Source organism: Chryseobacterium sp. MYb328 (assembly GCF_037572595.1).
Taxonomy (GTDB): domain Bacteria; phylum Bacteroidota; class Bacteroidia; order Flavobacteriales; family Weeksellaceae; genus Chryseobacterium; species Chryseobacterium pennae.
Map to the genome: position 1 here is coordinate 79,311 of NZ_JBBGZQ010000001.1, position 22,864 is coordinate 102,174.

Sequence of the window (22,864 nt, forward strand, 5' to 3'; positions counted from 1 at the left end):
AATCTTAAATGAGTTCTTTTTTACTAACTTTATATAACATTATAACGGGTTTAAGATGTCAAAGATTAATGTTAAATAATGGATGGATATAAACCTTATAGGTTTCGAAAACCTATAAGGTTTGTTTCTTTCTTTTATAAATACAAAAGACATTAACCTCTTTAGACCTAGACCTTAACCAACTTTTTAATACAAAAAATTATGAAATCAGAATTTGAAAATATCCCCCTTGTAAAAGCCGAAAAAAGATTTGAAATAGAAGTTAATGGACATTATGCCTTTATTAATTATCGTGAAACAAGTCATCAGATTGCTTTGATCCACACTGAAGCAGAACCAGAACTGGCGGGAACAGGTGCAGCCGCTGCTGTAGTGGAAAAAACCCTGAATTATATTGAAGAAAGCGGTAAAAAACTTCTTCCGTTCTGTCCGTATGTTTTTGCCTTTATCAAAAAGCATCCTGAATGGAAACGTATCGTAGATGAAAAATTTGATGGATACCATAAACTGTAACTATTTATCAACATTTATTTAACACATTAAAAAAGCATTACATCATTATGTCAAATATTGGACTTATCATCGAAGAAAAAGCAGCAGATATCGGAAATTTTCTGGTAGGAAGACTTCTTCCGTTCCGTGAAAAAAGAGCGGTTGGACCTTTTGTATTTATTGACCACATGGGCCCTTCGGAATTAAAGGATTATCAAAACCTTGATGTTCCCCCTCATCCACATATCGGATTATCTACATTAACTTATCTGCTGGAAGGATCTATTTTCCATAGAGACAGCATCGGAAGTGCTCTTGAGATTAAACCCGGTGCAGTAAACTGGATGACTGCCGGAAAAGGGGTGGTACATTCTGAAAGAACGCCTGAATATTTAAGACACAGTGATAAAAGACTTCACGGATTTCAGATTTGGGTGGGACTTCCAAAACATCTTGAACAGTCTGAACCTACTTTCCATCATATTGAAGCGGATGAGATTCCGGTTTGGGAAGAAGACGGCATTCAGTATAAATTAATTGCGGGAGAAGCATTTGGAAAAACCTCACCTGTTCCCGTACACAGCAAATTATTTTTCATTGAAATCAAAACCAAAGAAGCGAAGAAAATCAGCATAGGAAAGGATCTTTATGGGGAAGCTGCTATGTATGTTCTGGATGGTACGGTAACTACTGAAGGAAACTCTTATGGTTCAAAACAGCTGATGATCGCCAAAGACACTAAGCTGTGTGAATTTGATATGAGTGAAAACGGAACGGTCTATCTTTTCGGAGGTGAACCTTTTGATGAGGAGCGTTTTATCTTCTGGAACTTTGTAAACTCTGACAAGGAAATAATTGATCAGGCTAAAGTAAACTGGAACGATCAGAATCATGATGCATTTCCTTTGGTTCCTGGTGATGAGCAGGAATACGTTCCATTGCCAAAAGCGATTTTAAACAGAAAATAATTTCAGCTGACATAAACCATGAAAATATTAGCATTTGCAGGAAGCAGTTCTTCCACTTCCATCAACAGGGAACTGGTAAAGTTTGTTTTAAAAGATTTCCAGCATGAAGAGATCAACCTTATTGATCTCAACAATTTCACAATGCCTGTTTTTTCCGTAGATCTTGAAAAGAAAGGATTTCCGGATGAAGCTCATCATTTTTTAAAAGCCATTGAAGAATGTGATGTTATCATCTGTTCTCTTGCAGAACACAACAGGTCTTACAGCGCTGCTTTTAAAAATCTTTTCGATTGGGCATCAAGGATTAATGTGAAAGTATTCCAGAATAAACCAATGCTTCTGATGAGTACTTCTCCCGGAGGGTATGGTGGTGGAAATGTTATGGATACAGCAAAAACATTTTTCCCTCAATTTGCAGCGGATATCAAGGATACTTTTTCCCTACCCAAGTTCTATGAGAATTTTGATCTTGAAAGTGGAGTGATCAATCCTGATATGCTGAGCGAGCTGAAAATGAAGATTGAAAGCTTTAAAAATTCAATTACCAATGACTAAGGGAAGACTGGAAGCTTTTAGTGATGGAGTTCTAGCCATCATTATCACCATCATGGTTCTTGAACTGAAAGTACCTGAAGGAAGCAGCTGGATAAGCCTAAAACCTCTGATTCCTAAATTTTTAGCCTATATTTTCAGCTTTATCTATGTAGGAATTTACTGGAACAATCATCATCACTTATTTCAGACAGTAAAAAAAGTAAACGGAGGTATTCTTTGGGCCAATCTTCATTTGTTATTTTGGCTTTCCATGATGCCTATTGCTACAGAATGGATCGGCACTACCGGTTTTGCAGAAAACCCTGTAGCAACCTATGGTATTGTTCTCGTATTATGCGCTATTGCCTATAGTATTTTGGAGAATGTTATTATCCGGTGTGAGGGTGAAAATTCACAGCTGAAGGAGGCTATACATTCAAAGTATAAAGAGAATATATCCATTATATTTTATATTCTGGGCATCGCTACTTCATTTTTTTATCCTTATATTGCCATAGGTTTTTATTATATAGTGGCTCTTATATGGATGATTCCCGACAGAAGAATCGAAAAATCATTAAAAGACAATTAATATGGAAACACACGAATATCCCAACGGCGACATTACTGTCATCTGGCAGCCTCAGAAGTGTATCCACTCGGCTGTATGTGTAAAAATGCTTCCCAAAGTCTACAATCCAAAAGACAGACCCTGGATAAAAGCAACCAATGCAACCCCGGAAGAACTAAAAATACAGATAGATCAATGCCCATCTGGAGCATTAAGTTATAAATTCAATACTGAAAAATAATGGCAGTAACGGTAAAAGCAAGTTTAGGAAAAACAAAATATTATACAGAGGTAACAGCGGGAGAAAATACGATTATTACCGATGAACCTATAGATAAAGGCGGACAGAACAAAGGTTTCAATCCCATGGAAATTCTGGCTACTTCTTTGGCAAGCTGTACAGCAGCAACCCTTAGAATGTATATTGAAAGAAAGGAATGGGATGTGGAAAACATCAATGTAGAAGTGGAACTTGAAAATTATCCCTTGACAAAAAAAGCAATCTTCAAAAGAGATATTACCTTTGAAGGAATTTTGGATGATGAGCAAATAAAAAGACTTCATACCATTGCTGATGCATGTCCGGTACATAAAATATTAACCAACGATATAGAAATACTAACTAAATTCTCATAAAACATGATCGAAGTAAAACAAAACAACGACGAGAAACACGGAAGTTTTGAAGCTTTCATAGATGGAAGACGCGCAGGAATAATGACGTACACCTGGGCAGGAGAAGAAAGATTTATTATTGACCACACCGAGGTGGAAGAAGCCTACAACGGAAAAGGGGTAGGTAAGGAAATGCTTTTGGCTGCTGTAGATTTTGCAAGAAAAAACGGAAAAAAAATCATTCCGCTTTGTCCTTTTGCGAAAGCCAGTTTTCAGAAGAGTGAGGAATTACAGGATGTTTTGGTGAATTAGTCACAGTTTCTACCCTTACAATACAAACCTTTCAGAGCAGATCTGGAAGGTTTTTTCTTTAAGTGGGAAATAATTTTCTTTTTAACGCTAAGTTTGCAAAGAGTTTATTTAAATTACAGCAAAGAGCTCGCAAAGGCGTTTCACTTAGCAGAAACTCTTTATCCCTCACTAGGTTCTTTCTTCACGCAAAGGTTTATTTTGGATTATATTAAATTTTTAAGTGAGCAAAGAGGGAATCGATTTTCAATCGATTTGATAAAACGAACTGTTATCATTAGCTTAGAAAACAGGCCCCGCTTTAATAAATGCGAAGCTAATTTTAATGAAACAATTACTCTTTATCACTATAAAAAAGATGAAGACGTAGAGAATAATTGCTTTTATAAGTGCCATAACTTCCTGCTTCCAGCTCCCAGCTTCAAACCTTTCTGAAAAACATAAGCTTAATCCCAAGCTTAGGTTACTTCCCCCTAAGTAATTATATAAAAATTACCTCTTAACTAAATTCATGATTCACGATGCTTCTTTTTTATATATTTGCTAAAATTTAAAATCTAAGCATGAATCCAGGAACTGTCCTTTTGCTGTTTGTCTTTATCTACTTTATCGGCCTTTTGGTGATCTCATATTTCACCAGCCGAAATTCTGACAACCAGTCTTTCTTTATCGGTAATAAAAAAAGCAAATGGTGGCTCGTTGCATTCGGGATGATTGGGACCAGTTTAAGTGGGGTTACCTTTATTTCAGTTCCAGGAACAGTTGGAAAAATGACCGGCTCCGAATATATTTATGGAGGTTTTGAATATTATATGATGGTGATCGGCTTCTTCATTGGATATTTTATTGTTGCTGCCATCCTTCTGCCTCTGTATTATAAGATGAACCTTACTTCCATTTATACGTATTTGGGAAAAAGATTCAATGTGGAAGCGCATAAGATCGGATCGATATTTTTTATTATTTCAAGAGCAATCGGAGCTACAGCAAGATTATATCTGGTAGTAAATGTCTTACAGATTTTCCTTCTTGAAGGATTAGGGGTTCCATTTTGGGTAACTTCCATGGTGCTTTTACTCATGGTTCTTCTTTATACTTTTGAAGGCGGAGTAAAAACCATTGTGATTACAGATACTTTACAGACTTCTTTCATGATTATCAGCCTGGTGGCATGTATTGTATACATCCTATCTAACCTGAACCTGTCTTTTGGTGAAGCATACACAATTTTAGAACAGAAAAATTATACTCACTTTATCAATTTCGATCCTAATTCCAAGACGTTTTTCCTTAAAACCATCCTGGGTGGAATTTTCATTACGATTGCAATGACCGGACTGGATCAGGAAATGATGCAGAAAAATATCTCTGTAGATAATCTCCAAAACTCAAAGAAAAACATGTTAACTTTTGCAGGAACTCTTCTGTTAGTTAATCTTGCATTCCTATTTTTAGGTGGATTACTTTACCTTTTTGCTTTGCAACATGGAGCAGAATATGGAACAACAGGAACCGATCCTGTAAGCAATATCTTCGGATTCAAAGATGCTGCAGGAAACATCAAGAATGTTATGGGTGATGACCTTTTCCCAGCCTTATCTCTTAACGGGTATTTCCCGATGACCATTTCTGTAATTTTCATTATTGGATTAATCTCAGCATTATTCCCTTCTGCGGATGGGGCATTAACGGCAGTAACAAGTTCGTATTGTGTAGATTTATTAAACCTTAACGAAGATAAAACAAAGACTGAAAAAGAAAAGAAAAGCCTTCGTATGAAAGTGCATTTGACATTCACCATTATGTTTTTTATTTTAATCATGGTATTCAAAGCTCTGAACGACAAATCTATTGTATACCTGATTATGGAGGTTGCCGGATATACTTATGGGCCGTTATTAGGACTTTTTGCCTTCGGAATTTTCACCAAGTTCCATATTTCCAAGAAGTATTCAATTCTTACAGTAACGATCCTTGCTCCTATCATCACTTATTTAATCAACTTTGCTGTGACTTCTTACACAGATTACAGAATTGGTGTAGAGCTTATTGTTCTTAATGGGCTGCTTACCTTTATCGGTTTATGGCTAGTGAAGGATAAACAGCATTTAAGAGTTGTTTAGGATTAAAAGACTTTAGCGTCCAACCTTTTGGGTCTTTATAAAAAGTAAAAAGGCTGTTTTCTTTTTTGAAAACAGCCTTTTTTGTGAATTGTTTATTCTTTATTCTTTAATCCATTTTATGGTTCTGTCAAAAGTTTTTGTTTTAACTTTAATCAAATAATCTCCTTTTATAAGCTGAGCCACATTAAAAGTACCCAGATTATTGTGATCAGGTGTATTATTCAACTTACTGAATACTAGTTTTCCACTTACATCATATATGGTAACATCATAAACTTCATTTGTATTTGAAAATTTAATATTAAGAAATTCTTTACCTGGGTTAGGATATATGACAAATGCATCTTTATTTCCGGTTACATCATTTACAGCCAATACATTTTTACTGATTGTAAAATTAACAGGATTAATATTAAAAAATACGTTTCCTGCCCCTGCTACCATAATTCTAGCCGTTGTTGTATTTACGTCAGGAATAGTTATAGCTTCGGATCCATCATTTGGGGTAGAGGCAACCAGAGTAGTTGGATAAGTAAGACCTCCATCCGTTGAGAGTAAAATACTTACATTGGCACAGTTTACCGGAGCAGCGGCAGTATTGGCTACATCCCATGTTATAGTCTGTGTAGAGCTAGCACCCCATGTTACCGCAGTATTGGGTGCAGTTACTTTAAACGGACCAGAGTTTCCAGCAACCGTAATAATTGCATCATCATTGGCTACTCCTCCACAACCTGCATTATTATCTCTTACAGTAAGTCTGAACTCCATTGTTCTTCCGTAAGATGGTAAAATTTCTCCTTTTGATACCGTATTGTTGAGAATACTTGCCAATTTTGGAAAGTATCTGTAGGAAGCGGTTTCCGGTACAAATGATCTGAATATAGCAGCGTTTCCGGTTGGAGTATTCCAATCTCCTTCAGGACCGTTATCATTTTGTTCCCAGCAATAGGTAAGCGCATTGTTTTCAGAGTCTGTTGCAGAACCAGTAAGCTTAAATGGTGTTCCTTTAGGGATTGTATAATCATTTCCGGCATTTACTGTAGGGGCAGTGTTGCTGACAGGAGTGATCACCGGACAATCTGCTGATGCTACTGCTGTAGTGATCGACTGAAATGAGTTGGTATGAAAAATAGGAATACTGTTGTTAGCCAAATTATTCAGAGATCCGCAAATTCCGGCATATCCCATAATCGTAATCCCGCTTCCCGGTTCTACGGCAGCATCAGCATCCCGGTTACCGCCTCCGCAATTTCCAGTTACAGCATTAAAAGTATGGGGTCCCCAAAACTGATGCCCTACTTCATGAGCAACGTAATCAATATCATAAGGATCACCAACCGGGTTACTTCTTCCTGTGATTCCTTTTCCTTTATACTCAGGATCACATATACCATAATAAGCTACACCACCACCACCTGTGCTAAAAGTATGTCCTATATCATAACTGTTAATTCCAATTATTGCATTAATCTGAGTCTGACTTTCCTCAACTAACAGGTCTGAATTATTATTACCATTAAAAGGATCCGTAGCAGGATTTGTAAAAATAAGACTCGTCTCATCAGGAACTAATATTAGTCTCACAGCCACTTCTTGCTCATAAACACCATTTACTCTGTTTACGGTTGTTACAATAGCAGACAGTGTTTGAGCCACAGTAGGAGAAGCTAGCCCTGTTGCAGCTTTTGCATATTCACCTGTACAGGCTACTGCAAACCGGAAAATTCTAATTTGATTTCCTACGCCCGGAGTGACGCTTTTTTGTCCGTTTTTTTTTTCTGCTTGAAATTTCCCGTCTTTAGTACCGCAAGTTATCGGGCTCTTATTAATTAAATCGCCTTTTTTGTAGATAATATAATTATTCAGATCATTTTTTGCATAAGGATCAATATACATATCTCCCGCCACCACAGATTTTATCTGAGCATGAAATCCCAATTCTGTAAAATCTAATTTCACAGTAGCGTATTGATCATCAACCCCTTGTCCTGTAAAAGTAACCAATTGAGGGTATTTATCAGCTAATTCAGGAGCCATTACTGAAGATTTCCAGATTTTGAATTTTGCTTTTGTTCCATCAGGCATAGGCAAAATAATAATGGGAGCCTTATCTTTAAAATCAGCATCCCTCAATTCCGGAACTGATTGGAAGTAGCTTTTCATTCCTGCTACATCTAACCTGTAACTGAGAAATCTTTCTGGTTGTATCAACCTGTCACCTGGTTTAGCCTCAACAGACCTTTCACTAATTTTTGTAAAAAAGTCCTGGGCCTTCCCCAAAGAAATGGATATCATAAATATCCCTAAATAGAGTAATTGTTTAATTTTCATTGTGTATGTGGTTTTAACTCTTAAATAAATAATCAAAGGGGGTTAAAAATAAATTATTTAACCAAAAATAATTATAAATCTAGACAATAAACCTATACAAAAAAACAAATATTCTCTATCTATTCATAAAACAATACAGATTCTAATAATCTGAAAAATAAATACTTAAAAAACAATAAACATCATGGAAAATATTAACAAGGCTGCTTTGTATTCACTTCTAAATGGTAAAAAACTCGGAATTTTATCAGAAGGCCCTCAAATATTCTGTGTTCATCCTTTATAGAGGGATCTATTTCAATATCTTTGAAAGCAAGAATTAAAATAAAAAAACAGTATTAAAACTATGAAAAAAATTATTTCACTTTTCGTCTTTATATTAACATTCGGTTCTGTAGCAGCTCAGGAAAATTTTGAGGTGTCTACTTTAAGGATTGGGCCTTACAAGATCTTCATGGAAAAAAGTGAAGCAGAAAAAATTGCAGGGACTACAATCAAAATTTCTGACGGACAGCAAAAGAGTTTTGTAAAATACAATGGAGAGGCTATTAGTATTGAAGTTTTTCAGGGGTATGGTGGAGCAGCAAAGCCTGATGCTGTTACCATTGCAGGAATGACCACTACCAGTAAAAAATTCAAAACCAAAAGCGGAATGGGTGTTGGAAGTACCAGAGATGAATTGATTAATGCTTATAGAAATTATCCTATATTTAGTGTTCGCCCGGAGGTTGATGACAATGGTAAACGTGTTAAAGATGCAGGATACTTTAATATTGAGGACTATGATGCAGGAACTCAGTTAACATTTAAATTTATTAATAATATCGTTACAGAAATTACTGTTTACATCAACGAAGGCTGTTAAAAGCAGGAAAATATTCAAATCAATCAAAATCCGGATTTTTATATCCGGATTTTTGCATTTCCGTAAGCCGGTAAAAAATTGTAAATTCGCGTGCAAATAAATCAGATATAATGAGTAAAAGTATTGAAGAGTTAAAATCTCTTACTACGCAGATCAGAAGAGACATTTTAAGAATGGTTCACGCTGTAAATTCAGGACACCCGGGAGGAAGCTTAGGCTGTACAGAGTACTTTACAGCACTTTATGGAAAGGTGATGAACTATCATCTTCCTTTTACAATGGAAGGCAAGAATGAAGATCATTTTTATCTATCAAACGGGCATATTTCTCCTGTGTACTACTCTACTTTGGCAAGATTCAACTTCTTCCCGGTAGAAGAATTGAAGACTTTCAGAAAGCTTGATTCAAGATTACAGGGACACCCTACTACTCATGAAGGTCTTCCAGGGATCAGAATTGCTTCCGGTTCTTTAGGACAAGGTCTTTCTGTAGCATTGGGAGCTGCTTTAGGTAAAAAAATGGACGGAGACCAGTCTCTTGTTTACACTCTTCACGGAGATGGTGAACTTCAGGAAGGTCAAGTCTGGGAAGCACTGATGTTTGCTGCTGCTAAAAAAGTAGATAACATTATTTCTACTATTGACTATAACGGACGTCAGATTGATGGTGATACAGATGATGTATTAAGCCTTGGAAATCTTCATGCTAAACTTGAAGCTTTCGGATGGATTGTTTTAGAAGAAAAGAACGGTAACGATCTTGAAGCTGTAATCGGTATTCTTGAAAGAGCAAAAGCTGAAACAGGAAAAGGAAAGCCTGTAGCCATCATGCTTCACACAGAGATGGGTGCCGGAGTAGACTTTATGATGGGATCTCATGCTTGGCATGGTAAAGCTCCTAATGATGAGCAATTGGAAACTGCATTCAAACAATTGTATTTAGAAGCTCCTGCTGACTACTAATCTCTAACCATCAGTTAAACTCTCGATTAATAAAAATAAAAATGAAATATACATATACAGAAAAAAAGGACACACGTTCAGGATTCGGAGCCGGATTAGCTGAGCTTGCTGATAAAAATCCTAATGTAGTAGCACTTTGTGCAGACCTTATCGGATCTTTGAAAATGGAGAAATTCATTGAGAAAGCTCCTGAAAGATTTATCCAGGTGGGTATTGCAGAAGCAAACATGATGGGTATTGCTGCAGGTCTTAGTATCACAGGGAAAATTCCTTTCACAGGAACTTTTGCAAACTTCTCTACTTCAAGAGTATATGACCAAATTCGTCAGTCTATTGCTTACTCTGGAAAAAATGTAAAAATCTGTGCATCTCACGCAGGTCTTACGCTAGGAGAAGATGGAGCAACTCACCAGGTATTGGAAGATATCGGGATGATGAAAATGCTTCCTGGAATGACGGTAATCAACCCTTGTGACTACAACCAGACAAAAGCGGCTACTCTTGCGATTGCTGATTTTGAAGGTCCTGTATATTTAAGATTCGGTAGACCCACTGTTCCTGTATTCATCCCTGAAGATATGCCTTTCGAAATTGGAAAAGGAATCATGCTTCAGGAAGGTACTGATGTAACGATTGTTGCAACAGGGCACCTTGTATGGGAATCTCTTGTAGCTGCTGATGAACTTGAGAAAGAAGGCATTTCTTGTGAGGTAATCAACATCCACACGATTAAGCCTCTTGATGAAGAGATCATCTTAAAATCTGTTGAAAAAACAGGGAAGATTGTAACGGCTGAAGAACACAACTACCTTGGTGGTTTAGGGGAGTCTGTTGCGGGAATGCTTGCAAGAAAAAGACCTACAAGACAGGAATTTGTAGCAGTAAACGATACATTCGGAGAATCTGCAACACCTGCTGAACTGATGAAAAAGTATAAGATTGATGCTGCTGCAGTGAAAGAAGCTGTAAAGAGAATTTTAGCTAACTAATCATTAGCTTTATCATAATAACTGCGGGCTGTTTCTTCGAAACAGCCCGCAGTCTTTTATTGAATGAGTGATTCAATGTTGGAGTTAACCACCCCGTCAAAAATTCTTTAAATTTTTGACACCCCTCCACAGGAGGGGAATAGTTATACATAGAGTTATCATGGTTGTAGTTTCTACCCTACTTATCGTTTGTTTTTTATTATTCCGGTTGATTCAAAGGAATTCCCACTGCTAGAAGAATTGGGCATAATATTTCTGTTATATACTCTTCCTGTCTTCTGTCTGAAGCTTTTGATCCTGAAAAGTAATTGCTGATCCTGTAGTTTTTCACAAACTGATTGCGTTTCTTTCCTATGGAATAGTAATATCCACCTGTTTCATCATTGATAAAATAGGTCATTTCATCAAAAGTCATAATTTTTTTAGAAAGGATCCATTTTTTGTAAATACATTTCTCAGATTTATCAAAAATATACTTCACAGGAATCCTGAAAAACAGATCAAACAGGAAATAGATCATATAAATCCCCCATATTATCAATGCAATTTTGAACTGATCTGCAGACATTTTATCCATAAAATAATAGATAATGACCAAAAGGGCAATCATTCCAAAGGCCAGCCACCAGATTAAAGTGCGCAGGAAGCTGTAATTGGGCATAAGGCTTATTTCACTGCCATTCTCTTCAAATTTATAACGGTCTGTTATGTTCATTTCCTGAATCATTAATTTTCATGATGTCTTCTGTTTCATTCACCATCTTTTGGATTCCTTTTTGCGACAAAGCCTGCCCAATGGTCAGATGTTTTTCTTTCCCTTCTACTTCAAAATAAATAGACAATATTACATTCGTGGTAATAAAACCCATATACTTTGTAGCCAATACATGGAAATTGGTAAAATCCTTTAAATCATAAGTTTTTGCCGGAACAAAAATGGTATGCTTCCCGGTAATGGTTTTTCGGTCCATATCAATAATAAACTTCTTGGTAAAGAAATTAATAGCGATAAGTACTACCAATGCAATAAGAATAAGGCTGAGGATTCTTACATCTTTAAAGATCCATCCTGCTATTATTAAAAAGAAAAGACATAAAACAGATACGAAAACCGGTTGATTTTTAAAAATGTATTGGTTTCCTTCCTGTTTGTAAAATTTATAAGAGTTCATAATAGATTTGGGTTTATATTTTGTTTAGTATTGGGTTTGAATCAATTTTCATAGCGTAGGGCAATCTCATCTTCATTAATGGTCTTCAGAGTATTTAAATCTGTTCTGAAATAGGTATCATGAATAGAAAAATAGGCATCCATTTTTACTTTGGTCTGTTCCGAAGCTTTCTTCCAGCAGTCAAAAAACCATTGTTCAAACAGTTTATATTTTTCGTCATCATATTCATCCAGTATATCATCAAAATCCTCCCCTTCATAATGATCCTGAAAATCTGAAGCTGCCATCCATATTTTTTCCGGGATCAGCGCATCCCAATCACTATTTTCTTCAGCATTGCCATTCTTTTCAGTGGGCAAAGAAATTGTATTGGTCGCGATTTTATTGTTGCCGTCTACGCCCCAGAATACAATATTCAGATATTCATATTCGTACTCGAAATAGAATGCTCTGATATCAGATCTTCCGTTGTTCCCAACATAACTGATATGGTCTCCGTTCAGCAGATGACTCAAATCTTCTGTAAGCTTATCACTGATTGCTTCCAGATAATTTTTAAATTCAATATTGAGCTTTTTAAGATCTTCCATAAGACTGATTTTGTTGTAATGATTATGATCTTTCAATTTTTCTCCCAACAAGTTTTTCTAACGCTGAAAACATTTCTTCAACAGGCAAAACCTGTAGATCAGGATGATTTCTCAACCATTGCGAATGTAATACTATTAAATCTTCTTCCAAGCTATAAAATGAACTATTTTTTAGCTTATCCCTGGTCTTATTAGGTCCGAAATATTCGCTTTTCAGATATTTTTCAAGTTCTCCTTCTTCCAGGTTTTCTACTTTTGTACACTGTTCAAGAAAAAGGATAAGGTTCTTTTGCGCGCCAGTTTTTTTCAACCCTTCTTCAATATCCCGATTGAGTTCCGGTGACCATCCTGAATTCCATACAAACTGGGAAAAATTCCCGTTGGAATATTGGGCGAGATAGTAATCAAGATAATAACTGATGATAGAATCTTCATGCCTATTTTCTGGCTCAAATCCTTCTTCGTTCAGGAGATTCACCACAGAAATATTGGATAGGATCAGATCATAAGGATCGTTACTGTTATAAGATGTGTCTGAGACAATTATTTTATCTTGCTTCATATAATATAATTAATGTGTTTTTTTATTCTTCATTCTTCTAATTGCCCCAGGTTTCCATCCACTCCAGATATTCACTTTTATACTCATTATCGTTCAGTCTGATAATGATATCTTTCAGATCCTGCTTCTCAAATTCATAATCTGACACCGTAAAAATCAGGAAAATATCTTTCCCTATAGTATTTTTAAAAAAGTTCTCATTTTTAAGTTTTTCCAATACTTCAATACAACTAGTATAAAGCTTAGCCTGAAATTGCTGAAACCATTCGTCATCTTCTTCATGTTGATCAAGCTCTGTTCTCAGATGGGTACAAATTTCATTAAAATCCTGATCTGCACCTTCCATTTCGTACGTCCATTCCGCAGGTTCGTATTTATAATATACGGCATCATCTTCATCAATCTCTTTAAGGGTCTCCACTGTATTGGAAGAAGGGCAGACTGTCATTGCTCCTTCATCACTATACAACGCAAAACTGTAAATGTTTTCAGCGCCATGCTTTTCATACATTTCCAAAAAAGCCTTTTTTGCTGCTTTTTCTATCTGTTGCTTCAACGTCTCAAAATCCATGCTTCGTATCTTCTTTAAAATGGGCGGTAAAATTACCCTTATCCTGCTTTGTATTTTTTAAAAGTACAGCCAGTTTCATGATTATGGCTAGTCTTTTTTTATTATTGAAGATTATCTGTTTTTGTTGTACAGGATAAATCCCGGAATTATAATGGCCGCTGCAATGATTAATAGAGGAAGTTCTCCATATCTGAACAGCCAGGATGTTTCTTTAGAAGGTCCTATTTTCACAACAACAGTCAAACAGAAACCTATGATAATCATAATAATTCCTAGTGTTTTTTTCATAATCCAAATATTAATTGTTATCAATTAGTCTACAAAATTGTTATAACGGCTAAGTACAGTATTTGCTTCGCTTTCAAGGTCATCAAGATCTTTGTTCAGTTCAGCACTATTTTCGTTCAGGCTTCTTTGAACAATTCTCATTTTACCCAGGAAATCATTTACCGAATTATTAAAAGCCATATAACTTCCTTCTTTGTGTTTTTCAGATGATGGGATTTTTTCATCAATATTCCGTTTATACAATTTTTCCATCTGCTGATACTCTTGGGTAAATTTCTGTTTGTAAGTGTTCAGATCTTTAATATCATAAGAATCATCAACGATCTTTTGGGCAAGTTCCATCACTTCTTTAGACTGAATGATGTGATCTTTCAACGGATGCCCTTTAAGAACCTCTATTTCTGCCTTATCTGCCTTGGGAGAAAGTTTGGAAAACAAATCATTGGCTGCCTTACGGTTTTCCTGAATAAGTTTTTGGGATTTTTCAGTGATCTCAGTGATTTTCTTTCCTTTGTCATCTTTCCAGTCTTCGGCTGTTTTATAAGTTTCCAGCTCTTTCTTCAGCACTTCCAGCTCAGAGGCTGTTTCCTTCATCTTATCAACAAGTACCTGATAATCTTTACCCAATGCATCCGGTGCCTTAATGTCCTGGTTGACCCACATCATAATAGTAGGCGTAAATATGGGGGACATCCCGATATGTTGAGGATTAGCCGTTACACTCTTTACATATTCATCCATCTGCATCAATGACTCCTGAAAATTTTTGATGAAATCCGTCTGGGCTTCATCCATTTTCACAACCTTATTATTAAAAGCAACGATATCCCTGTTTTCATCTCCTGAATTGACACTAAAAGGGTTTGTCTGATTATTATTACTCCCATTTTGTGAAAGCTTTTCTTTAATTTTCTCTAGTTTATCACAGGAGGTCATCGAAAGCCCGAGACTGAGTATTCCTGCAATGAGCAATGATTTCTTCATAATCTGATATTAAAAATTAAATAAGTGTTCTGTTGTATTTTTTATTAAGGTCTTCCAGCTCATTTACTACTTCCTGCATGGTTCTCTTACTAAAGGATTGAGATATGACCGGACGCTTAAAATGGGATATATTTTTGAAATTACCATATAGATAACAACCTAAAGGAATCATACTCAAACCGATGGTCTGCAGTTCAAATCCTTCAAAATCATTAAGATCATAAGTAAATTTCCTACGTACCAACCCTGTATTGATAACTGTTAGAACCTGTGAAGCAGGATCAAAATAAATTTTAGGAGGAATAAAGGAAATAATGGTTAGTAAAAGTGAAAATACCAGCATTCCGATTCCTGTCTTGAGATAGCTGGTATTCACAATCACAATGATAGAAATCAATACCCAGATCACTACTATCAGATGTTGTAATGATATGTACTGCTTCACCTGATAGCCTGCTCCTTCCCTTTTTAGATGCTTGAACCCTTCCATTGATGTAAGTTTTTCAGATTCTATCCGATAAACGAAAATTTATCTTCAACCATTTTTCCGATTAACGGCAAAGGTTTTTCAACTTCATTGGCTGCATTAATGGCTCCAATAATCATCAGTACTAATGGTAATAATCCTATTACTCCCAAAATACCGAGATGAGTAACCGAAATTAAAATACCAAGAATTACTGGCAGAATAAGAGAAAGAATAGCTGCTCCTAAAGACTGCTTAAGATGATATTTTAAAAAGCTGTCTGGTTTTTCTTTTCCTAATACAAAAGAGATCAGCCATCCTATAATGGTGATGTATGATACGATAGATAATGTCTTGTTGTCCATAATAAAGTTTTTTAATTAATATTTTTTTGATTTTTTACTGCCTCAAAATTGCGACAGGAAAGCATATCTCCAATTTTTTGTATTACTACAAAACAACTTCAACTCAAAGAAGGAGTGCCTACAAAGCGTCTACAAAACACCATAACAAACTATTTAACAGTAATTTAAACAAAGACTACAATTTCTTTTTTTTACTTTTAATCAGTGATCAGTCTTTGCAATTTTTGTACTTTCACCTCATGAAACGGAAGTTCACTTTTTTATTTTTCATATTCTTTATCTGTATTTTTTGCCCGGCTCAAAATACATACATTGATGGACTTAAGAACCAGTTGAAGAGCAATACTTCTGCTGAGGAAAAATTTAAAATCTACAATGAACTTACAGAATATTACAGAGTCAGTGATCAGTATTCTACTGCTGAAAAATACATTCAGGAACAATTAAAACTGGCCAAAAGTGAGCGTAATTATACTGAAGAAGTAAAAGCTCTGGTTCAGAATGGAATCATTAAACTTAATCAATCTGAATATGATAAGGTTCCAAATCTCATTGATGCTGCTCATGCAACTGCCCAAAAATCAAATGATAAAACGGCCTCTCTCTATGCTGCTTATCTGAATATTTATTATAATAATACCTTGGGAGAGTCTGAAAATACCATTAAACTTATTCAGAAAATTCTTCCGGAAGTTGAAAAGCAGCCTTCAGAGATTCTTTTGAATGCTAAACTCAATTATCTCCTATATGGTATTCACTCTGAGTGGAATGATGCAAAAAATGCAACCCTATATGCTCGAAAAGCAGTAGAACTAGCCCAAAATTCAGGGAATAAGAACATGTTGAGTTCAGCCTATTCTGCTATGGCAGTCTGCTATTATTTTCCCTATGAAAAAACCGGCGATCTAAAGGATTTAAAACGTGTAACAGATATGTGTAAAAAAGCTGTTGCTCTTTATCATGAATTTCCGGGACAGGTTTCAGCTCATGCTCATGCTCTTGCATTATTAAATCTTGCCAATTATTATCTGAGCTATCCCGTCATTACGCCGGAAACCCGTAAGGAAATTCAGGATGATACAGCTGAAATCCTCAAACTCACTCAACATACGACTTTAAACCAAGGTATCCAGGCCGGAGCATTAGGAATTCTGAGCAATCTTGCAGCACGTGATCAGGATGATGCATTATCAGAACAGTATCTTTTAAAATCTGAGCAGATCTTACTCACACAGCAACCTGTATACTATCACGTCATGATTAATATAGTTACTGACCTTTCTAAGCTGTATGTAAAACAGAAAAATTATCAAAAGGCTTATGAATACCAGGCTAAAGTAACAGAATACAGTAATCTGCTGTATAACGAAGGACAGGCAGAGACCGCAAAAAGACTGGAAGCCCAGTTTCAGTCCCAGAAAAAAGAGACCGAACTGAAAGCTCTTACAGAAAAAACAGCAAGCCTTAAGAAAGAGAAGTTCCTGTATATAGGACTTGTAATAATAGGGCTTATAGGAACATTTTTTATGTTCCGTTCTTATCATTATAAATTACGCTACTCTATTGTAAGGGAAAAAAAGCTGAATACTGAAAAATACGAAGCTGAAATGCGGGTAAAACTTCAGGAAGAGGAACAAGCCAGACTAAAAGCTGAGCAGGAACTTCTTACCTTACAACAACAAAAACTTCAAAGTGAAGTTCTGGCCAGTCAGTTGCATATTCAGCATAAAAATGAGGTGCTTCACCAGCTTCAGACCAAGCTTTCAGATACAGATATCAATATCAACCAGGTAGTGAAAGAACAAAACCGGGTAGATAATGATTTTGAAAAGATCAGGTTTACCATCCAGGAATTACATCCTGACTTCTTCAAAAACATCAATGAAAAGGCTAAACAGAAGTTAACACCATTGGATTTGAAATACTGCGCTTATATCTACCTTGGAATGGATACAAAACAAATTGCCAATCTCCTAAACGTGGAACCTAAGAGTGTAAGAATGACTAAATACCGTTTAAAAAAGAAATTTGGACTGGATGAAAATATGGCTTTGAATACTTTCTTTCAAGGCGTATTTTCAGCTTAAAACCATCGGTATATTTTTTAGCGGAAAATAGACGTATTATTTGACACTGTTTATATACAAAAAATTAGCAGTTCACACATTCAAAACATGTTTCCATTATTTTATGTCTCCATGCGGTTATTTTTTGCCCCATAAAGACATCATTTTTTCAAAAATACTCCTTAAGCTACCATTTAATATCTATCTGGTTAAAAAAATTAGATACAACTTGTATCTAATATGTAATTTATGTACAATAGAAAATAATTCATGCTTTTCAGCTTCATTATCCTGATTCCATTTTCTTTTCTCACAACAAAACTTTATCCTTTTTTTATTTTCCATCACCTTGTTAAATCACACTCAAATTGAATGTAATAAATCATGTACAATTACTTCAATAACTGTACATTTTATGGGTTTCTGTAATAAAATATTACAAAATAAACACAAATTTAATCACCATTAAGTGATGTAATTATTTTTAGTTTTGAACCATCGACGTTGATAAAACATTCTGTATTTGGATTGTATATGTACAGTACATATTTAAACATCAGAATGAATCACCCAATGCCAGGGATCATATGGCAGACTATTTTACTTAACAAACAAAAACTCTTAAAATGAAAAAATTAGTTGGAATGAAGAGAAATTTCTCTTCTTTAGAAAACAGAAAACTGAAGAACTCAAAGGTTATATTTGGTGGCGGAACAAATACTAGAACCACTTCAGAAACAGGAGCAAACGGAAATCCTGGCAATACTGGTGATACCAAATTATATAATGACGGGGAGCTCGTTGCTACGTTAGAAATAGATTAATTAATATATGGAGGGAGACTCTCCCTCTATATTCTTGACAAACTAACAGGCAATCAACATAAACCGGTCAAAATATAAGAGAATGAATTATATAAAAAATATTTTTATACTCATTGTTGTCTTACTATTCTTTTCCTGCCAGACTAGAAAAGTAAATTATATAGACTATTACCATAAATTATATGCCATTGATAGCAGCTTTAGAGTAAATAAAGATACACTATCAACCATTAAACAGTATAAAAAATTATTTAGGAAATATCCTTTGTTTCAACAAAATGAAAGGCTTAAGGAATATGAAACTTATATTAAGCTTTCTGATAAATTCAATAAGAACTTTGGTGGAAAAAAAAGTCTTTACAGTCTTATAACACAGGTTGCTCCCTATTGGAAATATAAAAAAGCAGATCCGGATTTTTTCAAACTTTATAAAAAGTATGGAATTGATAGCATTCAGATAGAACAGGAAGTGATACAATGGAAAAAAAGCCTTAATAAAGAATTAGTAGATTCTTTCAGTATTGCATTTAACAGAGATCAATATAATCATCGTATTGGCACAATCGTTAGTATTAACGATAGGAAGAATGCAGATCTATTAGTTTGGACTTTAAAAAAAAATAGATTTCCCTCAATTCAGAAAATTGGTCTGTATGGGAATAACGGCGTTTTTATGCCAATGGGATTACTATTCAACCATATGGCAGGTTATGAACATTATGAATACTTTAAAACAATGCTATTAGAATATGTAAAGTCCGTTGAATGTACTCCTAGAGATTACATGGAAATGGTTGACAAACATCAATATATTAATCATCTGGAAACTCAATACGGTATATTCGTACATTATTCTACACCCGATTTTAATGCATCAGATTCTGCAAGGATAAACCGTAACCGTAAAGCAATAGGTTTTCCAAGCCTTAAACAATCTGCTAACATTACAAAAGACTTTCAAAAGCTCAATAACCGGAAGGTTTCAAAATAGAATAAAGCACCTATGATACTGATCATTTCGCAAAATAATGAAGCTACTACAAATGAAGTTATCAGATATCTGATGATCATGAAGAAAAAATTTATCCGTATTCATGAAGATGAGGTATTTGAAATCAGAACACATAAAAAGAGGATATTCTTACAAAGCCTTGCCAATCGTTTTTTTCTTGATGAAATTAACAGTGTATGGTATAGAAGAGGTAAATTAAATTTTAACCGTTTAAAATATAGTAATCCTTCAATTAACCTTGATATGTACGAAACACAGCACTGGCTTGAAGATTACGTCAGAATGACTCTTGAATCAAAAAAACATATCAACAAAGAAAGCACCTGCCATATTAACAAGCTTATTGTGCTTGAAAGGGCCAAAGACTTAGGTTTTGATGTTCCTGAATATTTTCTCGCTGAAAATACCGAAGAAGTAGAGATTAATAAAACGATCGTAAAAACTATAGGGGGAAATGTTATGTTGGAGGAAATCAAAAAGGACTACGGTGGTTTTATGTATACCTCAATTGTTGAAAAAGAGGAAAAAAATGATTTTTTCATTACTTTTTTTCAGGAAAAAATTGAAAAAGATTTTGAAATCAGAACTTTTTATTTGAATACAAAGTGCTGGTCCATGGCAATTTTCTCACAAAATGACCAACAAACAAAAATAGATTTCCGAAAGTATAATAATAAGAAACCTAATAGAAATGTTCCCTATCAGCTTCCAAAACACATTGAAGAAAAGATCCATCTGTTGATGCAATCCTTAGATCTCAATTGTGGTTCAATAGACTTTATCAAAAAAGAAAACAAATTTTATTTTCTGGAAATAAATCCCATAGGACAGTTCCTGGGATTATCAAATACCTGTAACTATCAATTGGAAAGAAAAATAGCTGAATATTTATGAGAAATTTATACAAAGAAAAAAATAAACTGCCACTCACCTTCCAGTATATGGATATCTTCAAAATTAGGAATTCTGCTAAGCTAGATAGCAATTCATTTTATTATTCAATATGTAAAAAATACCAAACTGATTATTATCTCAGAGAAAAACCTTGTAAACCACTCTCCAGACTGCTATGAAATATTTTACCTTATTTAGTAATATTCTGATTACAAAAGGAGCCAACAGGATACTGATTTCAGATCTCCAGAGAAATGCTTCAGAATTATATCCTCTGGAATTTTATGACCTTATTGAACAGTTGAAAAAGAATTCCATTGAAGAAATTCTGGAAACATATAATGATGAATCTCAAGATATTGTTCAGGAATATGTAGAAATCCTTTTAAACAATGAATACGGTTTTATTACAGAGAATGACCGGGATGGTAATTTTCCGGCCTTGTCTCACCAATATAGCGAGCCTAATAGTATTAATAACCTTTTTATCGAGATGGCAGATATTAGGCTTTTAAACAGGCTTAAAGACTCTGTAGAAAATCTTGAGATCAGGCATATGGTAATTTATAGTTCAAGATCATTAACATTAGAGGAGATTATTAACATAGACCGTACATTTAGCTCATCTGCCCTTAAGGGAATAGAAATCATTTCTCCTTTTCACTCAGCAATAGATCGGTTATTCATACAGAAACTGAACCATAGCACAGAAAGGATTTACAATCTTATTTTCTATCTGTGTACGCAGAAGCCTTTTAAAATAAAAGATGAATTCAGGTTCAGTCTGAACTTTGTAAAGGAAACTCTAAAAATATCATCCTGCGGAAAAGTGGATATGAAATACTTCAATACCAACCTTCCCAAGGTTCTGGAAGCCATTAATCATAATTCCTGCCTGTATAAAAAAATGGGGATAGATCAGGAAGGAAACATTAAAAACTGTCCTTTAATGGCTGAAAGCTTTGGAAACATTCAGAATATAAGCCTTGAGGATGCTTTACTTCAACCTGGTTTCAAAAGATACTGGGATATAACCAAAGACGGCATAGAAGGCTGCAAAGACTGCGAATTCAGGTATATCTGCACAGATTGCAGGGCTTATACAGAACGGTCTCATTATACACAGGAAAACAGGGATATTTCGAAGCCGTTAAAATGTGGTTATAATCCTTATACCAACGAATGGAAAGACTGGAGTAAAAATCCGTTGAAACAGAAAACCATTCAATATTATGGCATCCGGAAAACAAAATAGCTTTTAAACCATGTTTAAAAGCTATTTTTTATGTAGAAATAAGAAAAAACTCTTATTTAAAAAACTTCCATTTCGGAATAATGGCCAGCATACCAAAACCTGTAAAAAGGAAAAGGTTTGTCACATCCGTATACAAAAATGTAGACAGGTAATAGTTGTGCATAAAAAAATGCATGACCAAAAGTGCCGGGAACATAATAATTCCGACTTTTCTGTAGAAGAACATCAGGACCAATCCTATCATCATCAATGCATCAATTGAAAAGATAATATAAAAGTACCATCTTGGGATATCAAGATATTCATGCTGAAGGTACTCATCAACATCAATTCCCAATCCCATTACTGTAAACAACATCAAGGCTGCAAATGCCAGTACAAATCCCCATCCTTTCTTCGGATCTTCGTCAAAATAGCTGTATTCTTCCATAGGTACAAAAATAAAGAACTTATGAGAGATTTCATAAGTTCTTTTATAGTTATTCGTTTAAAATTTGAATTAAATAGAGATCGCGTTGATCAGTCTATTTTTGTCACTCAAGAATTCTTCCATAGAGATCATACTTTCAGTTCTCATTACGTCCTGAATGTCGTCAATCTGATAGATAATTCTCTTAGCATCATCCGTGTTTTTAGCTCTTACTTTACAGAAAATATTATATTTTCCAGAAATAACGCTAGCTTCAATTACGTTAGGAATAGTTGACAATTCTTTCAATACTTCCTGAGTACGGTTTGATTTTGTCAAAAGGATCCCGATGAAAGCTGTAAAGTGATAGTCCAGCTTACCATAATCGATGTTTAGAGATGATCCCAAAATAATACCTGCATCTTCCATCTTTTTCACTCTTACGTGAATTGTCCCAGCAGAAACATCCATCTGCTTAGCAATTTCGGTAAAAGGCATTCTTGTGTTTTCTACTAAGAAATCAAGAATCTTCTTGTCTATTTCGTCCAGTTGATAGTTCATATTAGTTAAATTACAATTTCTTTAAAAAATCTATGTATTTTTTGCAAATTTACGAAAAATAATTTAACTAAAAAAAATATATC

At 34.9% G+C, this 22,864-nt stretch carries 28 protein-coding genes; 16 read left to right on the top strand and 12 right to left on the bottom strand.

Features of this window, described 5'->3' with window-relative positions; genetic code table 11:
* Positions 1-201: 201 nt before the first annotated feature.
* The 8 genes from WH267_RS00385 to WH267_RS00420 all read left to right on the top strand — a co-directional run bounded on the left by WH267_RS00385 (position 202) and on the right by WH267_RS00420 (position 5,612).
* Positions 202-513 carry a GNAT family N-acetyltransferase gene (locus WH267_RS00385; protein ID WP_340004676.1) on the top strand — a complete coding sequence of 104 codons (312 nt, stop codon included), beginning with the start codon at positions 202-204 and terminating at the stop codon, positions 511-513.
* A 47-nt stretch (positions 514-560) separates the two neighbouring features.
* The gene (locus tag WH267_RS00390) at positions 561-1,460 is read left to right on the top strand and encodes a pirin family protein (protein ID WP_115972830.1); all 900 of its coding nucleotides are present in this window, start codon (positions 561-563) and stop codon (positions 1,458-1,460) included.
* Positions 1,461-1,478: 18 nt separating this feature from the next.
* Positions 1,479-2,015 (top strand): NADPH-dependent FMN reductase, encoded by a 537-nt coding sequence (locus tag WH267_RS00395; RefSeq protein WP_123321364.1) that lies wholly within the window; start codon positions 1,479-1,481, stop codon positions 2,013-2,015.
* Positions 2,008-2,586 (top strand): TMEM175 family protein, encoded by a 579-nt coding sequence (locus tag WH267_RS00400; RefSeq protein WP_123321365.1) that lies wholly within the window; start codon positions 2,008-2,010, stop codon positions 2,584-2,586. Before WH267_RS00395 ends, WH267_RS00400 begins: the two co-directional genes overlap by 8 nt.
* Position 2,587: 1 nt before the next feature.
* The gene (locus WH267_RS00405; RefSeq protein ID WP_123321366.1) at positions 2,588-2,806 is read left to right on the top strand and encodes a (4Fe-4S)-binding protein; all 219 of its coding nucleotides are present in this window, start codon (positions 2,588-2,590) and stop codon (positions 2,804-2,806) included.
* The gene (locus WH267_RS00410) at positions 2,806-3,201 is read left to right on the top strand and encodes an OsmC family protein (RefSeq protein ID WP_115972834.1); all 396 of its coding nucleotides are present in this window, start codon (positions 2,806-2,808) and stop codon (positions 3,199-3,201) included. Before WH267_RS00405 ends, WH267_RS00410 begins: the two co-directional genes overlap by 1 nt.
* 3 nt (positions 3,202-3,204) lie before the next feature.
* Positions 3,205-3,492 carry a GNAT family N-acetyltransferase gene (locus WH267_RS00415; RefSeq protein ID WP_185018954.1) on the top strand — a complete coding sequence of 96 codons (288 nt, stop codon included), beginning with the start codon at positions 3,205-3,207 and terminating at the stop codon, positions 3,490-3,492.
* Positions 3,493-4,052: 560 nt separating this feature from the next.
* The gene (locus WH267_RS00420) at positions 4,053-5,612 is read left to right on the top strand and encodes a sodium:solute symporter (protein ID WP_340004686.1); all 1,560 of its coding nucleotides are present in this window, start codon (positions 4,053-4,055) and stop codon (positions 5,610-5,612) included.
* Between the two features lie 99 nt (positions 5,613-5,711).
* On the opposite strand, the gene WH267_RS00425 is transcribed toward WH267_RS00420, so the two are convergent.
* Complete coding sequence (locus WH267_RS00425; protein WP_340004688.1) at positions 5,712-7,946, bottom strand: reprolysin-like metallopeptidase; 2,235 nt, start codon at positions 7,944-7,946, stop codon at positions 5,712-5,714.
* Positions 7,947-8,292: 346 nt separating this feature from the next.
* Here WH267_RS00425 and WH267_RS00430 point away from each other — a divergent pair, with 346 nt between their 5' ends.
* The 3 genes from WH267_RS00430 to WH267_RS00440 all read left to right on the top strand — a co-directional run bounded on the left by WH267_RS00430 (position 8,293) and on the right by WH267_RS00440 (position 10,762).
* A complete protein-coding gene (locus WH267_RS00430) occupies positions 8,293-8,811 on the top strand; it encodes a hypothetical protein (protein WP_340004690.1) in 519 nt (172 codons plus the stop codon).
* A gap of 107 nt (positions 8,812-8,918) precedes the next feature.
* Complete coding sequence (locus tag WH267_RS00435) at positions 8,919-9,773, top strand: transketolase (RefSeq protein WP_259081184.1); 855 nt, start codon at positions 8,919-8,921, stop codon at positions 9,771-9,773.
* Between the two features lie 41 nt (positions 9,774-9,814).
* Complete coding sequence (locus tag WH267_RS00440; protein ID WP_115972839.1) at positions 9,815-10,762, top strand: transketolase family protein; 948 nt, start codon at positions 9,815-9,817, stop codon at positions 10,760-10,762.
* Positions 10,763-10,961: 199 nt separating this feature from the next.
* Here WH267_RS00440 and WH267_RS00445 read toward each other — a convergent pair whose 3' ends face one another.
* The 9 genes from WH267_RS00445 to WH267_RS00485 form a co-directional block, all read right to left on the bottom strand.
* A complete protein-coding gene (locus WH267_RS00445; RefSeq protein WP_228438876.1) occupies positions 10,962-11,477 on the bottom strand; it encodes a hypothetical protein in 516 nt (171 codons plus the stop codon).
* Positions 11,455-11,934: a hypothetical protein gene (locus tag WH267_RS00450; protein WP_123321370.1), complete on the bottom strand. Its 480-nt coding sequence runs from the start codon at positions 11,932-11,934 to the stop codon at positions 11,455-11,457. Before WH267_RS00450 ends, WH267_RS00445 begins: the two co-directional genes overlap by 23 nt.
* Before the next feature lie 41 nt (positions 11,935-11,975).
* A complete protein-coding gene (locus WH267_RS00455; protein ID WP_148060823.1) occupies positions 11,976-12,524 on the bottom strand; it encodes a hypothetical protein in 549 nt (182 codons plus the stop codon).
* Positions 12,525-12,546: 22 nt separating this feature from the next.
* Positions 12,547-13,086, bottom strand: a complete 540-nt coding sequence (locus WH267_RS00460) for a DMP19 family protein (protein WP_340004696.1) — start codon at positions 13,084-13,086, stop codon at positions 12,547-12,549.
* Between the two features lie 37 nt (positions 13,087-13,123).
* Positions 13,124-13,657, bottom strand: coding sequence for a DUF4303 domain-containing protein (locus WH267_RS00465; RefSeq protein ID WP_340004698.1), 534 nt, complete (start codon positions 13,655-13,657; stop codon positions 13,124-13,126).
* A gap of 111 nt (positions 13,658-13,768) precedes the next feature.
* Complete coding sequence (locus tag WH267_RS00470; protein ID WP_185018956.1) at positions 13,769-13,945, bottom strand: hypothetical protein; 177 nt, start codon at positions 13,943-13,945, stop codon at positions 13,769-13,771.
* A gap of 24 nt (positions 13,946-13,969) precedes the next feature.
* On the bottom strand, positions 13,970-14,929 hold the full coding sequence (locus WH267_RS00475) for a DUF3829 domain-containing protein (RefSeq protein ID WP_123321374.1): 960 nt from the start codon (positions 14,927-14,929) through the stop codon (positions 13,970-13,972).
* A 16-nt stretch (positions 14,930-14,945) separates the two neighbouring features.
* The gene (locus WH267_RS00480) at positions 14,946-15,419 is read right to left on the bottom strand and encodes a hypothetical protein (RefSeq protein ID WP_340004701.1); all 474 of its coding nucleotides are present in this window, start codon (positions 15,417-15,419) and stop codon (positions 14,946-14,948) included.
* 20 nt (positions 15,420-15,439) lie between these two features.
* Positions 15,440-15,760 carry a DUF4870 domain-containing protein gene (locus tag WH267_RS00485; protein ID WP_123321376.1) on the bottom strand — a complete coding sequence of 107 codons (321 nt, stop codon included), beginning with the start codon at positions 15,758-15,760 and terminating at the stop codon, positions 15,440-15,442.
* A gap of 239 nt (positions 15,761-15,999) precedes the next feature.
* On the opposite strand from WH267_RS00485, the gene WH267_RS00490 reads away from it, so the two are divergent.
* From WH267_RS00490 to gwsS, 5 genes are all read left to right on the top strand, one after another.
* Positions 16,000-17,847, top strand: coding sequence for a helix-turn-helix transcriptional regulator (locus tag WH267_RS00490; RefSeq protein WP_340004704.1), 1,848 nt, complete (start codon positions 16,000-16,002; stop codon positions 17,845-17,847).
* A gap of 623 nt (positions 17,848-18,470) precedes the next feature.
* Positions 18,471-18,650: a hypothetical protein gene (locus WH267_RS00495; RefSeq protein WP_340004707.1), complete on the top strand. Its 180-nt coding sequence runs from the start codon at positions 18,471-18,473 to the stop codon at positions 18,648-18,650.
* Positions 18,651-18,732: 82 nt separating this feature from the next.
* Positions 18,733-19,641: a hypothetical protein gene (locus tag WH267_RS00500; RefSeq protein ID WP_340004709.1), complete on the top strand. Its 909-nt coding sequence runs from the start codon at positions 18,733-18,735 to the stop codon at positions 19,639-19,641.
* Between the two features lie 12 nt (positions 19,642-19,653).
* Positions 19,654-20,556, top strand: coding sequence for a grasp-with-spasm system ATP-grasp peptide maturase (gene gwsG, locus WH267_RS00505; protein ID WP_340004711.1), 903 nt, complete (start codon positions 19,654-19,656; stop codon positions 20,554-20,556).
* 175 nt (positions 20,557-20,731) lie between these two features.
* Positions 20,732-21,811 (top strand): grasp-with-spasm system SPASM domain peptide maturase, encoded by a 1,080-nt coding sequence (gene gwsS / locus WH267_RS00510; RefSeq protein WP_340004713.1) that lies wholly within the window; start codon positions 20,732-20,734, stop codon positions 21,809-21,811.
* A gap of 52 nt (positions 21,812-21,863) precedes the next feature.
* Here the strand turns inward: gwsS and WH267_RS00515 are convergent, their stop codons facing one another.
* Positions 21,864-22,241: a hypothetical protein gene (locus WH267_RS00515; RefSeq protein ID WP_115972854.1), complete on the bottom strand. Its 378-nt coding sequence runs from the start codon at positions 22,239-22,241 to the stop codon at positions 21,864-21,866.
* 69 nt (positions 22,242-22,310) lie between these two features.
* A complete protein-coding gene (locus tag WH267_RS00520) occupies positions 22,311-22,781 on the bottom strand; it encodes an Lrp/AsnC family transcriptional regulator (protein WP_065400659.1) in 471 nt (156 codons plus the stop codon).
* Positions 22,782-22,864: the final 83 nt, after the last annotated feature.

What these genes read in the sequence shown, in the direction of transcription:
- WH267_RS00385 (WP_340004676.1), top strand. Translation starts at nt 202, where the DNA reads ATGAAATCAGAATTTGAAAATATCCCCCTTGTAAAAGCCGAAAAAAGA.
- WH267_RS00390 (WP_115972830.1), top strand. Translation starts at nt 561, where the DNA reads ATGTCAAATATTGGACTTATCATCGAAGAAAAAGCAGCAGATATCGGA.
- WH267_RS00395 (WP_123321364.1), top strand. Translation starts at nt 1,479, where the DNA reads ATGAAAATATTAGCATTTGCAGGAAGCAGTTCTTCCACTTCCATCAAC.
- WH267_RS00400 (WP_123321365.1), top strand. Translation starts at nt 2,008, where the DNA reads ATGACTAAGGGAAGACTGGAAGCTTTTAGTGATGGAGTTCTAGCCATC.
- WH267_RS00405 (WP_123321366.1), top strand. Translation starts at nt 2,588, where the DNA reads ATGGAAACACACGAATATCCCAACGGCGACATTACTGTCATCTGGCAG.
- WH267_RS00410 (WP_115972834.1), top strand. Translation starts at nt 2,806, where the DNA reads ATGGCAGTAACGGTAAAAGCAAGTTTAGGAAAAACAAAATATTATACA.
- WH267_RS00415 (WP_185018954.1), top strand. Translation starts at nt 3,205, where the DNA reads ATGATCGAAGTAAAACAAAACAACGACGAGAAACACGGAAGTTTTGAA.
- WH267_RS00420 (WP_340004686.1), top strand. Translation starts at nt 4,053, where the DNA reads ATGAATCCAGGAACTGTCCTTTTGCTGTTTGTCTTTATCTACTTTATC.
- WH267_RS00425 (WP_340004688.1), bottom strand. Translation starts at nt 7,946, where the DNA reads ATGAAAATTAAACAATTACTCTATTTAGGGATATTTATGATATCCATT.
- WH267_RS00430 (WP_340004690.1), top strand. Translation starts at nt 8,293, where the DNA reads ATGAAAAAAATTATTTCACTTTTCGTCTTTATATTAACATTCGGTTCT.
- WH267_RS00440 (WP_115972839.1), top strand. Translation starts at nt 9,815, where the DNA reads ATGAAATATACATATACAGAAAAAAAGGACACACGTTCAGGATTCGGA.
- WH267_RS00445 (WP_228438876.1), bottom strand. Translation starts at nt 11,477, where the DNA reads ATGAACATAACAGACCGTTATAAATTTGAAGAGAATGGCAGTGAAATA.
- WH267_RS00450 (WP_123321370.1), bottom strand. Translation starts at nt 11,934, where the DNA reads ATGAACTCTTATAAATTTTACAAACAGGAAGGAAACCAATACATTTTT.
- WH267_RS00455 (WP_148060823.1), bottom strand. Translation starts at nt 12,524, where the DNA reads ATGGAAGATCTTAAAAAGCTCAATATTGAATTTAAAAATTATCTGGAA.
- WH267_RS00460 (WP_340004696.1), bottom strand. Translation starts at nt 13,086, where the DNA reads ATGAAGCAAGATAAAATAATTGTCTCAGACACATCTTATAACAGTAAC.
- WH267_RS00465 (WP_340004698.1), bottom strand. Translation starts at nt 13,657, where the DNA reads ATGGATTTTGAGACGTTGAAGCAACAGATAGAAAAAGCAGCAAAAAAG.
- WH267_RS00470 (WP_185018956.1), bottom strand. Translation starts at nt 13,945, where the DNA reads ATGAAAAAAACACTAGGAATTATTATGATTATCATAGGTTTCTGTTTG.
- WH267_RS00475 (WP_123321374.1), bottom strand. Translation starts at nt 14,929, where the DNA reads ATGAAGAAATCATTGCTCATTGCAGGAATACTCAGTCTCGGGCTTTCG.
- WH267_RS00480 (WP_340004701.1), bottom strand. Translation starts at nt 15,419, where the DNA reads ATGGAAGGGTTCAAGCATCTAAAAAGGGAAGGAGCAGGCTATCAGGTG.
- WH267_RS00485 (WP_123321376.1), bottom strand. Translation starts at nt 15,760, where the DNA reads ATGGACAACAAGACATTATCTATCGTATCATACATCACCATTATAGGA.
- WH267_RS00490 (WP_340004704.1), top strand. Translation starts at nt 16,000, where the DNA reads ATGAAACGGAAGTTCACTTTTTTATTTTTCATATTCTTTATCTGTATT.
- WH267_RS00495 (WP_340004707.1), top strand. Translation starts at nt 18,471, where the DNA reads ATGAAGAGAAATTTCTCTTCTTTAGAAAACAGAAAACTGAAGAACTCA.
- WH267_RS00500 (WP_340004709.1), top strand. Translation starts at nt 18,733, where the DNA reads ATGAATTATATAAAAAATATTTTTATACTCATTGTTGTCTTACTATTC.
- gwsG (WP_340004711.1), top strand. Translation starts at nt 19,654, where the DNA reads ATGATACTGATCATTTCGCAAAATAATGAAGCTACTACAAATGAAGTT.
- gwsS (WP_340004713.1), top strand. Translation starts at nt 20,732, where the DNA reads ATGAAATATTTTACCTTATTTAGTAATATTCTGATTACAAAAGGAGCC.
- WH267_RS00515 (WP_115972854.1), bottom strand. Translation starts at nt 22,241, where the DNA reads ATGGAAGAATACAGCTATTTTGACGAAGATCCGAAGAAAGGATGGGGA.
- WH267_RS00520 (WP_065400659.1), bottom strand. Translation starts at nt 22,781, where the DNA reads ATGAACTATCAACTGGACGAAATAGACAAGAAGATTCTTGATTTCTTA.